We start from the raw sequence: 12,604 nt of genomic DNA on the forward strand, positions 1-12,604 counted from the left end.
AAGATGACCCCCGACGAATTCAGAGGTCACCTGCTTGCTGGTTAAGCTTAGGGCTGTTTCTTTTAAACTGTCCACAATCCGGGTCACAGTTCAGAAGGGCGGGAGCGGCTGTTTTTCTTTATATTGGTGACCGTTATTCCTCGGACGGTCACAGATGAAACCGTTCAACCTGATCCCACTGCTTTTCTTTGCGCAAAATTTCGCGCTGTTTTGGCCCGATCAGGTCAAAATGGGGAAAAGGAGAGCGGTTGTGTATATATTTCGGTGAAAGTCCGTGGCTGACGCACCAGCCGGCGAGCCGGTCCAAATCCGAGCAGCCGACCTTGGTAACCGTCGTCATCCCGGGAAAACGCGGGTCCAGCCAGTAGTGCGTCAAATACGCGATTTCTCCCCGGCTGACCGTCTCCTTCCACCGGTTCAGTTCCATGCGGTTAATTCCAAAAGCCATCCTGTATTCATCCCCATCTATTTCGTCATTCGTCTTCGGATATGATTCGTACGTCTTCGCACATTTCCAGTTATTAGCCTGGCAAATTCCTGCTTGCCGATTAAGCGTCTGCCGTACGCTGCATCAGGCGCTTCAGCTTGGTTTCGGTCGGAGATCCGGCGCACGGCGTATAGATGCTGCAGCGCAAATCGCTGCCGCCCTGTACCTGCAGCGACGTTAAATCGAACAGCATCTTTCCGGCTTTGGCATGCCTGAACTCAATCAGCACCTCCGGCGCCGAGCTGACCTGGCTCTGTTTCCACAGCGTCAGGAATTCGGGGTCGGTATTCTCCATTTCCCGAAGAAACTGCTCATACCATTCATCATCGACGTACTGGCCGTAGTACGCGCGAAAAATCGACAGAAACCCCATAATAAAATGCTCCCAGTTAACCGCCAGCCTCCGCATCTCCTTACGGGTAAACAGAAGGCGGATCAGATTCCGCTCCTCGGGCGGAATCTGGGTAAAGTCGAGAAACACGTGGGCGGCCGCTTCATTCCAGCCGACAATCTGGAAACGCCGGTCGGAGATGATCGTTGGACAGTAGTGGAGCTCGTCCACGATTTTTTGCAGCGCCGGGCTGATCTGCGGGTGCTCCTGCTGAATCGGGGCGGCAGCAGAGCCGCTCTCCAGGGCGAGCGAAAACAAATACTTCCGCTCGTCCGCTGTCAGCCGGAGCGCGGACGCGACGCAGTCGAGCACCGAAGCAGACACTTTGATGTCCCGTCCCTGTTCAAGCCAAGTATACCAGGTGCTGCTGACCCCGGCGAGCTGTGCCACTTCTTCCCGCCGGAGTCCGGGCGTCCGCCGGCGGGTGCCCTGCGGAAGTCCGACTGTTTCCGGCTGCAGCTTGGCCCGCTGGTTTTTCAGAAAAGCGGAAAGCGCATTAAGCCGTGCCTGCTGATTCATCTGTTCTTGCACCTCTTTCAAAGTTAAGACCCATTTGCAGATCCAATTGTAGATCTAGATTCAGTTCTATTTGCAGATCTATTTGCAGATCTATTTGCACATCCAATGATAAGTTCCATCGTAGGTTCCTTCCCATTCGGGTGTTTCTTATGATGGTGTTCATTATGATGGTGTTCATTATGATGGTGTTCATTATGATGGTGTTGCTTATACTAGGATAAACTATAACTTGTAATAGGATAAATGCTATGGAAAGATAATATCATAATTTGAGTTTGGGAGGAATACCAGATGGAGAAGGTTGTCGTTACAGGAATGGGGCTGGTTTCACCGCTGGGCAGCACGGTACCCGGCTTTTGGAATGCCATGATTCGAGGCGAGTCGGGAATATCCCGGATCGATGCGTTTGATACGTCCCGCATGAAGGCTTCCGTCGCCGGCATCGTACGGGACTTTGATGCGGAGGCAAGGTTCGGCCGCAAGGAAGCCCGACGGATGGACCGCTTCTGCCAGTTTGCGCTGGCAGCGGCTGAAGATGCGCTCAAGGATGCGGAACTGGACCTGGACCGCCTGGATAAGGAGCGGACGGGTGTGTACGTCGGCTCCGGTATCGGAGGCATTGGGACATTGATGGAGCAGGGGGACGTTCTTCGTTCCCGGGGACCGGAACGAGTCAGCCCGGTGCTCGTCCCGATGATCATCTCGAATATGGCCGCGGCAACGATCAGCATCCGGTTCGGCTTCACCGGACCTACGATGTCGCCGGTTACGGCATGCTCGATCGGCAATACAAGCATCGGAGAGGCGTTCCGGCTGATCCGCTCGGGCGGTGCGGACGTCATGATCGTCGGCGGAACGGAAGCGGCCATTTCCGAAATTTCGATGGCTAGCTTCGGCAATGCTACGGCCCTATCGGCATGGGACGGGGATCCGAAGCTGGCAAGCCGACCGTTCGATGCTGGCCGCGACGGGTTCGTCATGGGCGAAGGCGCGGGCATCCTGGTGCTGGAGTCACTGTCCCACGCCCGCCGCCGGAATGCTCGCATATATGCGGAGGTAGCCGGGTATGGGGCGACTTCGGATGCCTATCATATTGTCGCTTCCCATCCGGAAGGCATCGGAGCCTACAATGCGATGAGGCTTGCCCTTCAGGAAGCCGCCGTCCGTCCGGAGGACGTCGATGTGGTCAGCGCTCATGCCACGAGTACGGAAGTCGGGGACAAGTCCGAGACGCAGGCCATCAAGCGCTTGTTCGGCGAAGCGGCTTACCGTGTGCCGGTGACGGCGAACAAATCGATGCTCGGGCATATGTTTGGGGCTTCCGGCGGCGCTCAAGCCATCGCTTTGGTACAGATGCTGCTGGAAGGCGTGATTCCGCCGACGATCAATCTGCGGGAAGCGGACCCGGAATGCGATCTGGATTATGTTCCGAATACCGCGCGCACCGCTGAAGTCAAGATCGGCATATCCAATTCCTTCGGTTTTGGCGGTCATAACGCCGTCATCGTTTTGAAGCGATTCGAAGCTTAACCAAGGGCGTATCCCTTCCCGGGCTTCTCTTTGGCGGCCAATCCCTCGAGTCCCGGTCCTCTGGACCGATATGGTATGATGGGGATATCTATCCATAAGTCAGAAACCCATAACTGGAGGGGATGAGAATTGGCCGTCAAAATTTGTCCGAAGTGCGGGGAATCCAATCCGGAGCAGGCGTGGACCTGCGTACGCTGCGGCAGTTCCCTGCAGAATGCCGAAGTGGCCGGAACTCCGGATGCCGACAAAGGGGCGGACATATCGCTCGGACGCGATGAGAGCATCTGCTCTGCATGCGGTGAACAGCTCGAGCCGGGGGCGAGAAAGTGCAAGTTTTGCGGGACGACGATCTATAAAAAGCCCGCTGCTCCGATTTATGAAGAACCGGAAGAAGATCCGTATAGACCAAGCGCGGTGTCCATCATTTTGCTGATTCTGGCGACAGTGGTGTTTCCTCCGGCCGGTCTCATCGTAGGCGGGGTGGCCGTCGTTCTCGGCGATCCGGATAAACGGATCGCCGGGCAGCTTTTGATGGTTCTCGGTCTGATCGTGATTGCCGTGAAGTACTTTCTTTAATGCGTGTCGCCATCATTTTCTAGAAGAAATTCGGCTGCCTGCCTGGTCGGGGGCTCCTTCCTTGGGTATATCTTAAGTAGAAGCTTGTTAACTAAGGAGGCTGGCCGATGACCAAAGAACATTTTGAAGCAGCGAGGGCTTCGGAAGCGGAGTACCATCAGCGCTTTTACGAAGATAACGATCTGTTTGAACAGGGTACCTGGATGGCTCAGCCGGGACCGGTCGTCATGGAAATGCTGGAGCGGCTGCTCCAGCATCGCGAGGATGCGCAGGTGCTGGATCTCGGCTGCGGCGTTGGCCGCAACACGATTCCGGTCGCCGAGCGGTTGCGCGGAACCCGGAGCCGGGTGGTCGGGGTGGATCTATTGGAGGATGCCGCTGCCAGGCTTAAGGAAAACGCAGTGGAATTCGGTGTACAGGAGCTGGTTGAATCTGAGGCCGCCGATGTGGAGCATTACGCGATCGAGGCGAATGCCTACGATTACATCATTGCGTGCTCGGCACTGGAGCATACGTCATCGCGTGACGCCCTGGAACGGGTGCTGGACCGGATGAAGCGCGGGACGCGGACCGGCGGGATCCACTGTATCACCATGAGCACGGACGTAGAGGAAGTCGACCGGGTAACCGGGGAAGTTCGGAAGGGATTAATCGAAACCAATTTGGCGCAGCAGGACGCTATGGCGTTACTTCAGGAGCATTACCGTGATTGGAATATCCTGATCGAACGCGTGGTACCGCAGAGCATCGAGGAAATGAAGGATGGGCGAAGCATCGACTTTCGCTGTTCCCTGATCACGTTTGCCGCACAGAAGATCCGATAAAACCGATGTGCGTGCAGCGGCAGCCCTCATACGCCAATTAACTGTTTGATCAAGATATGAGATCTATCAAATGCCCCATGACAGCCAGCGGCTGACGGGGCTTTTTTTCGCGCAAATACGCTAGGGTTGGAAACGCGATGACATGGAGACGTCAGGAGGGGTTCTGCTTGATCCTGGCCCACCCTGCAGTTTCGGTCCGGTTGAAATTTACGCGCAGACAAGGTACAGTAACGAAACAGAATTCTTTTTGCCATGATAGGGTAGAGCAGTGAATGTGAATTTACAGGAGGCAGAACCTATGCTGTTAAATATCAAAAATTACATACGCAAGCCGGAGACGATGGAGCTCATCTCCTATGCGGTTTTTCCCGATGACCGGTCGATTGAGCAGGCGATCCAGCAGTACGAGGCCAACGACGCCTGGCAGCTGTACGGTTTTGAAGACGGGGAACTTCTTGTCGGGTTGATCGGTTTTGAAAAGATGGATGATACCTTGCTGATCCGCCATATTTCGGTCATCCCCGAAAACCGCGGGCTCGGCTACGGAAGGGGCATGATCCTGGAAGTGCTGGCGCAGGAAAAGCCCGCCAGGGTCGTAGCGGAGACGGATGAGGAGGCGGTCGACTTTTACCGCAGCATCGGATTTGAGGTACACAGCCTGGGCGAACTGTTCCCGGGAGTGGAGCGTTTCCGCTGCGTTTACGAAGCCGAAGAGGAAGAGGAATAAAACTGCATATCGAATGAAAATAACGAGAGCCGGTTCCGGAAAGGGACCGGTTTTTTGGCGTTTTTCCTTTTTTTGCAACCAGAACGGGTTTGGGTGCATCTTTATAGTAGAGGGGAGGTAGCCGTACTGGACGTAATCGGGAGACTGAAGCAAAAAGATGAGGCGGCACTTCAATGGATTATGCGTCAATTCGGTGACGAGCTGTTGCGAACGGCGTTTCTTCTGCTCCGTGACAGGTATGATGCCGAGGAAGCGGTTCAGGACAGTTTTATTCAAGCCTTTCGGCATATCGAACAGCTTCAGGATGAGAGCAAGCTTAAGAACTGGCTGATCCGCATTGTCGTGAACAGATGCAGAATGAAGCAGCGTGCCTGGTCGTGGAGACGGTTCTTGCCCTCGCCGCGGATGGAGGAAATGATGGGAGGACTTCCTATCCCCGGCCCGGAAGAGAAGCTCCTGACGAAGTGGAGGAACGAGGGTCTGAGCCAAGCCATTCATAGGCTGAAATACATCTACCGCGAAAGCATTACGCTTTACTATTTTAATGAGATGAGCGTGTCCGACATTGCCGGTTACCTACAGCTTAGCGAGAACACCGTCAAGGCTCGATTGGCCCGCGGACGCCAACAATTGCAGCAGATGCTGGAACAGGAGGAGCTTGATGCGCAAAACAGAACAGCTTTTGATTAAACGGACTTTGGAGCAGGAGCTATCCGAAATTCGGTTTACCCAAGCTGCGGAAGTACTTAGAGCAACCCATCCACGGAGCTGGAGAGACATGGTGCGGGCTTTTTTGAACAAAGAACTGGAACTGCCGCTTGTCCCGCTGGGGACGGCTCCATTGTTCCTTCTGGCTGCGTTGTTCGTATACCATTTGGCCGAGCAGCCGAAAACTTATCCTGGTGGGCCACAGCAGCATCTTCGTGAATTGATCGAAGAAGGTGGAAGCTATTATTGGAAAGACGAATATGAGCGGAAGGTGAATAGGCATGAAGGTGACCATCAAAGTTAAGCATTTGATTTTGTCCACTGCTGTCTTTCTCCTGCTCGTAGCTGGATCTCTGGTAGCCCTTTCCCGTCAAAGCCCCCCGTCTCAAAACACTGATCAGGCGGTGGGGAGCAACTTGAACAAGCAGGAGGTTTTCAAGCGGATTCGGGAATCGGAGGGTGAACAGAAGTGGACGTATATTCGCAATTACCTGATCGGCAGGGAGGGTGCCGAGCTAACAAACAGCTACGACATATATGTCGGGCCGGGAACATCGGAATGGAGCTCGGTAACGGATGACGGACAGGGGCAGCTGCCCCCCATCACGTTGAAGGAAAAATTCCCCTATTTGGAGGCTTATGTAGAATCGGGGCCCGCTGATTTTCATTTGGCCGGAGCGGCGTTGCTTCTATCTTACTATTACGAAGGAGCGGGGCAATGGCAAAAAACGATCGAGCAGCTGGAACGTACCGAAGAACGGCTGCCTGCTTCACAGATGTATGCTGCTCAGAAGGTGAAAATAAGGATGGCCGAGGTCGCGGGAAACCATGGAGACATGGATCTTTTTCGGCAGATCAGCGCCGATTTATCACGCGAGCTTAAACAAAATCCAGACACTCGCATCGTGGAGAAGTTCAGCTGGCTTCAGGCCAGATATCTGGGCGGAAACGAAAGCATTCAGCAATATTTGAAAGCACTAAAAAAATGGGAAGGATCCCCGGTCGATGGAAGCGGGAAACAACCAACGATGATCTTGGAGCAGCCCGCTCTGCTGAAACAGGGATTACAAAAGCTTGCTGACTCAAGATCGGACCGGCTGCCTGAAGTGTCCGGTACGCTGAAGAGAAGCGACGGTTCACCGATCGCCTATGCTGGCGTTTATTTGCGGACGAAGGACAGTGTACAAGGAAGCCTCCAGTCGGACGAACCTTACCAAACGATGACCAACGGGAAAGGGGAATATATGATCAAAGGGGTGCTTCCAGGAAGCTACCAGCTGTATTTGGGGCTTGAATTGGACCAGATCAGCGGGTGGACTTGGCCTGCGGAATCCAATGAATGGATTCGTGTTGGACTTCAGGATGTAACCCGAGATGCCGTTTTACAGCCGCTGCTGGAATTGGCTTTCCCCGTTAACCAGACGACGGTCCGCGAAGATCGGATCACCTTTGCATGGGAGCCTGTACCGAAGGCAGCTTATTATGATGTATACCTCGGAGTGCAGATTCATTCAGGTTCGTTCAGCCAGCCGGTGAAGACGAAGGTTGACACGACCCGAACAACGATAAAGACCGAGGAACTCTATCATTTGATGGGCGGTATTTCATCCTATTCAGATCAGGACGGGAAGATGATCACGGATCCGCTGTCCCTGCTCGGGTTCTCCAATCCGGAGAACCGCTTCTTCTGGACCGTGAATGCGTATGACAAAGATGGCCATTTGCTCACCCGAAGTGACGGGTATCGCGTCGGAAACGATAAAATCGGAAACCTGCCATTCTTTTATCTGAAGGAGAGAGAATTGACACTGGCGGACCGCACGCTCCTGGCAGGGAATCTGGATCAGGCCATGAAACAATATGAGCAGGCATACAAGGACGATCCGGCCGATACGCACAGCCTTCATATGCTGATCGTAATGATTGATGCACAAATATCCGAACACCGATCCAACGGATCGGATTCCTTCGACCGAGAAAACGCCGAAAAACAGCAAGAGACCTATTTGAAGGAAATGGTTCTGCTTTATCCGACCTCCGGATATTTGTCGAGACTGACAGACTATTACTATAAGAAAAAGGATTGGCAGGCCTACAATGCCTATTTCAAACTTTATGAAAAAGTGGCGGCGGGAGACTCATGGGATGTTGATCTGTCGACCCATGCGATGGCCATGATGAGACAGGGGAAGCTGAAGGAAGCGGAGGCATTATTGGTTCAATCGATGGAGGATGATCCCTCGCATCGAAGGGTCGGACAGTACCTTTCCCTGATTCTGTACCGGGAAGGTTCCTTTAAAACGGCTAGGCAGCTAGCCGGTTCGTACCCTGACCTAGCTTCAAACGAGTCAAACGATTGGGAGCGTATGGTGGAAAATATGGAAGAAGAGGCCGCTTCCAATGCTGATTATGACAAAGCTATACACAAGTATCTTGGATGGTACCTTCAGGATCAGCAGGAACAGTTGGACGCATGGCTGCGAAAAAGGGATCCATCGTACCTGGCTTTGAGGGCATTTATTCAAGCCCTTCAGAACAGCGAGTGAAATATTCGGGGTCCCTTCTCCCTGAAAATCAAAATTCCCGCGCTTGGTCCCGTTTCGCTCCCAGGCCCGGATACATATACTGCAGTAAGCAGCTTATGAGTCAGAAGGGGGGCGAAGGCTTTGGTGTATTCATACACTGCGATAGGGGATTCATTGACCGTCGGTTTTGGAGCCTTGCCGGGAAACGGTTTTGTTCCAGTGTATCGGGGGATGGCGGAACAGCATGTAAGAGAGTTTGTAGCTTATGAAAATTTTGGTGTAAACGGGTTGACGACGTCAGGCTTGTATGAGCACATCTCCAGAAATGGGGCGATGCGGCAGGCGATCAAGCAGGCGGAGATCATTACGATTTCTATTGGGGGCAACGATCTGATCCGGGCGGCCAAGAGCGCACCGTTCGGCTCGAAGGCTTCCCAGCATTTCAACCAAGCGCTGAGCCAGTGCAAAACGAATGTGTCTGGAGTTCTTCGCACGATCAACCAATTAAAAGGCGGGGGCCAGCGCCCTTACATTATTCGCGCCGTAGGCTTGTACAACCCGTACCCGCAGGTTGAAGAGGCGGGTTACTGGGTACAGCAGTATAACCGTTTTTTAAACGGATACGCCGGCGGCAACCTGGGGGTCGCCAACATTTACGGTTCCTTTCAGGGAAGGGAACGGGAGCTGTTGTCGCTTGACCATCTGCATCCAAACGGCAGGGGGTACCGGGTGATTGCGGAACAGCTTAACGCGTTGGGGTACCGGCCTTTGGCCTAAGCAGCCCGGCACAAAAAACAGACCCGTCAATCGGGTCTGTTTTTTGCAGTTCTGGCCCCGCACTCACTTGCGAAACATGCTGAGGACGGCCCACTTTCGTTCTTGGCGCTTTTTGTACTTGGGCAGCGCCCGGTACAGATCGATCGATTCCTGGAACGCCGCTTTGGCATCATGGGTCCGGCCAAGGGATTTGTACATCATTCCGAGCAGGTAGTAGCCCTCACAGGAGGAGGATTGGATCTGCTGGAATTCCTGCACGTAGCTCACGGCCTTGGATTGGTCGGTGCTCTTATAAATATCCGCCAGCCTCAGATAAGGGCGGCCGTATTTGACGCGAGGGTTCAGCTCAAGCGCGCGCAGGATGTGCTGCTCACCCTCCTGAATGCGACCCAGCTTGAGCTTGACGGTACCGAGGTCATCCCAATATTCGGCGGAATCCTCGGACTGGGTTTCGATGGATTCCAGCAGGCGGAGCGCCTCAGGATACTTTTTCCGTTCGATCAGCAGGCGGGCGAGCTCGTGCTTGGAGGAGACATCGCTGGGGCTCATCGTCACGTGGGCTCTCAGCTTGGATATCCGGTTCATCCGTTTAAAGGGCTTGGTCACGCTCGGAAAAATGCCCACAAATTTTCTGTCCAGCAAGTAGACGATGATCAGCAGGACAAGGATGGCCAGGAAGGGGTTCCCGAGCAGCCGGGCCAGTATGAAAAACAGGGCGATTTTAATAAACATAAAGCCTCCTTATGAAAAACGCCGGGCCAGGCTGCAGCGAGCAGCCTATTGGCTCGACAATGCGCTTCGTACGCTTAAAATGTATTTCGATTGATCCAGCGGATTGACGCCCCGTCTCTGGCGGGCGGCATTGGTTTCCGGCGGGGCTTCCTGATATCCGGCAAAAGAGGAAGCCATCACGCCGCGGCCGCCGGTCATGGACCGAAGCTTCACCGGAAATTCGAGCGAAGTCGCCGCCGGAATGATGCCTTCGACCATAAAGCGTCCGTGCAGGATGGAAGGCGGCTCAAATTCCGCGCGCATCTGCACCAGGTCGCTGAGGATCTTGCCCCCGTATTCCTCGGGGGTGGTGATGCGGAACCGAAGCATCGGCTCCAGCAGGGTCGTGCCCGTCGCGGCCAAGCCGTTCATGATGCCCATCGGCGTGGCGACGACAAAATCGAGCGGGTGCGTATGCCATACATGATGCTCTCCTTCAACGAGGGTTACCCTGAGGTCGGTGACCTCCCAACCCAGGAGCCCCTGCTGCAGGGCCTCCGGCACGCGCCGCTCCACCTCGTTCTGGTAGCTCGTCAGAAGATCTTCGCTCCGTACCTGGGAGCTGTATACGAGGCCGCTCCCGCGGGGGAGCGGTTCGATCGTGAACCGGAGCACGGCCCAGCACGGCTTGGGCATCGTATAAGCGATAAAGCCTTCACCGGATTGGCTCGGCGTTTCCTTATAAATTACGGAAGGCTGGCCGAACCGGACCTTCAGGCCAAAACGGCTCTCCAGCTGGCTGGACAATATTTCGAGCTGGATGGAGCCCATCACTTTAAGATGGAGCTCCCGCTCGCTCGGAAGCCACTGCAGATCGAGCAGCGGATCCTCGTCGGTGAGCTCCTGAAGCGCCTCTACCAAGTCCTGATAGCGCGCTTCTTCCTCGGCCTGCACCTGAACGGTTAGCAGCGGTACGGCGATGGAAGGGGAAGGGGGGATGCGCTCGCTGCTGCCCAGAATATCGCCGATCTTGGATTGGGACAGGCCGTATACCGCGGCGATATCTCCAGCATGCAGCTCCCCCAAATCTGCGAATTTGCGCCCGTCCATTTTCCGGATTTGGGTTACCTTTTCCTGAACGTCCTGCGTCAGATTACGGACAGCGTCCCTGTTTTTCAGAGTGCCGTTATAGAGCCGGACGTAGGCGGCGCGTCCCATCGTTTTGTCCCGTTCGATTTTGAACACGACGCCCGACAGCTCGCCCCCATTATCGCCGGTTGGCCCGGGCAGATACGCTGCGGCATGATCCAGCAGCTCCCGGATGCCGATGCCCCTCTGTGATGAGCCGAAGAGTACGGGGAATAACCGGCCCTGACGGGTCAGCCGGGCGAGGATGCTTCGCAGCTCCTCCGGCGCAATCGGCTCCCCTTCGATAACCCGCAAAAGCAGCTCTTCATCCACATCTGCGCAGGCCTCCACCAACTGTACGTACTCCGGACGTTCAAGCTCCCCATCCTTGGCGGGTTCCAGAATGGAATGCATGCCGGCGAAGTCTTCTGCTTCACCTATCGGAGTTTGAAGCGGGACGGCGTGAGGAGAGAGGAGCCGTTTGATTTCATCCAGGACGGAAACGGCGGACACGCCGGTCCGGTCCATTTTGTTCACGTAAATTAACGTCGGGATGTTTAAGGATCGGAGCGCATGCCACACCGTTTCCGTCTGGGATTGAACGCCCTCGGCCGCGGATACGATGAGGATGGCCCCATCCATAACGCGCATCGACCGCTCCACCTCGGATAGAAAATCGACGTGGCCCGGCGTGTCGATGACGTTGATATGTATGCCTTTCCAATGGAGCGTGGTCGCGGCGGCACGCACGGAGATGCCCCGCTCCCGCTCGACTTCGAGCGAATCGGTCAGCGCTGTTCCTTGATCCACGCTGCCCAATGTGCGGATCGTGCCGCTCTCAAAGAGCATATGCTCGGTCGTGGTCGTTTTACCTGCGTCGATATGGGCAAAAATGCCGATGTTTCTCGTTTCTTTGGTCGTCATAGCGCTGATGCCACCCCGTATGCTTCGGATTATAGTGACTCTATTATAGCATGGGGGAACGATCCGCAGCCTTTTTCCCACGAATTCAAGGACTCCGAAAGATTGCAAGCCGTTTTATTTTTTCGAAATTTGAAAGGTGAATTTCCATATGGCCTGGTTTCCCGAATATCGGCCCCGGTTCTCTGTGACCGTCACCTTCATCTCCACCAGCTGGGTTTTCTTTGTCAGCGTGCTGACTTTGATCGATTTCTGGGCTTTGCCTTCGTCCGGGATCTTGTCCTGTTCTTCGGCGTATGCGTTCAGGTTGATCGAACTCACGTTTTTGAGGGTGACGGAACTGCCCTCCTCCACTTCCTTACCGTTCACAGAAGCTGTGTAATACCACTCATTGCCAACATGCTCGTTCTTAACTAACTGAACGCTCACCAGTTTGACATTCCAGCCGGAAGCGGATGCAGCCAAGGCAGGTGTGGCGCCGGCAACCACAAACAACAGAACGGCAGTGATCCATAAGCCTAATTTTTTGATGAATGAATCCATTGTGTACCGCCTTTCGCTCTAGTCCATATAGAACTTCTTTTAATAAGGTAGACCCCTATCGTACTATAACCCCTTTTGTTAAATTGTTCCATATGCAATTTGCGAAATTAGCGGTCAACGGTTTATACGCTGTTTCGTTATAGGCCGCCCTGGTTGGGGTAAGCATAAAAGGATGGAATTCCGCTGCTGAGAGTATGACATTGGCGGTGTATATGCAAAATGGGAGGAATGACGAAT

At 54.3% G+C, this 12,604-nt stretch carries 13 protein-coding genes; 8 read left to right on the forward strand and 5 right to left on the reverse strand.

Going from position 1 to position 12,604, the window contains the following annotated elements; all coding sequences use genetic code 11:
• Positions 1–148: 148 nt before the first annotated feature.
• Complete coding sequence (locus ABID47_RS13085) at positions 149–448, reverse strand: hypothetical protein (RefSeq protein ID WP_354497326.1); 300 nt, start codon at positions 446–448, stop codon at positions 149–151.
• A gap of 100 nt (positions 449–548) precedes the next feature.
• Positions 549–1,397 (reverse strand): helix-turn-helix transcriptional regulator, encoded by an 849-nt coding sequence (locus tag ABID47_RS13090; protein WP_076168387.1) that lies wholly within the window; start codon positions 1,395–1,397, stop codon positions 549–551.
• A 291-nt stretch (positions 1,398–1,688) separates the two neighbouring features.
• On the opposite strand from ABID47_RS13090, the gene fabF reads away from it, so the two are divergent.
• The 8 genes from fabF (at position 1,689) to ABID47_RS13130 (ending at position 9,064) form a co-directional block, all read left to right on the forward strand.
• Positions 1,689–2,927 carry a beta-ketoacyl-ACP synthase II gene (gene fabF, locus ABID47_RS13095; protein ID WP_116231295.1) on the forward strand — a complete coding sequence of 413 codons (1,239 nt, stop codon included), beginning with the start codon at positions 1,689–1,691 and terminating at the stop codon, positions 2,925–2,927.
• A 129-nt stretch (positions 2,928–3,056) separates the two neighbouring features.
• Positions 3,057–3,503, forward strand: coding sequence for a zinc ribbon domain-containing protein (locus tag ABID47_RS13100; RefSeq protein ID WP_354497329.1), 447 nt, complete (start codon positions 3,057–3,059; stop codon positions 3,501–3,503).
• A gap of 107 nt (positions 3,504–3,610) precedes the next feature.
• Positions 3,611–4,327, forward strand: a complete 717-nt coding sequence (locus ABID47_RS13105) for a class I SAM-dependent methyltransferase (protein ID WP_354497331.1) — start codon at positions 3,611–3,613, stop codon at positions 4,325–4,327.
• A gap of 298 nt (positions 4,328–4,625) precedes the next feature.
• A complete protein-coding gene (locus ABID47_RS13110) occupies positions 4,626–5,054 on the forward strand; it encodes a GNAT family N-acetyltransferase (protein ID WP_116231292.1) in 429 nt (142 codons plus the stop codon).
• A gap of 180 nt (positions 5,055–5,234) precedes the next feature.
• The gene (locus ABID47_RS13115; RefSeq protein WP_354497332.1) at positions 5,235–5,744 is read left to right on the forward strand and encodes a sigma-70 family RNA polymerase sigma factor; all 510 of its coding nucleotides are present in this window, start codon (positions 5,235–5,237) and stop codon (positions 5,742–5,744) included.
• Entirely contained in the window at positions 5,716–6,066 is a 351-nt protein-coding gene (locus ABID47_RS13120; protein ID WP_354497334.1) for a hypothetical protein, read from the forward strand. The genes ABID47_RS13115 and ABID47_RS13120 overlap by 29 nt, the downstream gene beginning before the upstream one ends.
• 112 nt (positions 6,067–6,178) lie before the next feature.
• The gene (locus tag ABID47_RS13125; RefSeq protein WP_354497336.1) at positions 6,179–8,308 is read left to right on the forward strand and encodes a hypothetical protein; all 2,130 of its coding nucleotides are present in this window, start codon (positions 6,179–6,181) and stop codon (positions 8,306–8,308) included.
• Between the two features lie 123 nt (positions 8,309–8,431).
• A complete protein-coding gene (locus ABID47_RS13130) occupies positions 8,432–9,064 on the forward strand; it encodes a GDSL-type esterase/lipase family protein (RefSeq protein WP_349774542.1) in 633 nt (210 codons plus the stop codon).
• 63 nt (positions 9,065–9,127) lie between these two features.
• Here ABID47_RS13130 and ABID47_RS13135 read toward each other — a convergent pair whose 3' ends face one another.
• From ABID47_RS13135 to ABID47_RS13145, 3 genes are all read right to left on the reverse strand, one after another.
• Positions 9,128–9,796 (reverse strand): tetratricopeptide repeat protein, encoded by a 669-nt coding sequence (locus tag ABID47_RS13135; protein ID WP_354497338.1) that lies wholly within the window; start codon positions 9,794–9,796, stop codon positions 9,128–9,130.
• A 45-nt stretch (positions 9,797–9,841) separates the two neighbouring features.
• Positions 9,842–11,827: a translation factor GTPase family protein gene (locus ABID47_RS13140; protein ID WP_354497340.1), complete on the reverse strand. Its 1,986-nt coding sequence runs from the start codon at positions 11,825–11,827 to the stop codon at positions 9,842–9,844.
• A gap of 114 nt (positions 11,828–11,941) precedes the next feature.
• Positions 11,942–12,367, reverse strand: coding sequence for a hypothetical protein (locus tag ABID47_RS13145; RefSeq protein WP_354497342.1), 426 nt, complete (start codon positions 12,365–12,367; stop codon positions 11,942–11,944).
• Positions 12,368–12,604: the final 237 nt, after the last annotated feature.

Origin of the sequence: Paenibacillus favisporus (genome assembly GCF_040545415.1) — a bacterium.
GTDB lineage: Bacteria > Bacillota > Bacilli > Paenibacillales > Paenibacillaceae > Paenibacillus_AQ > Paenibacillus_AQ favisporus.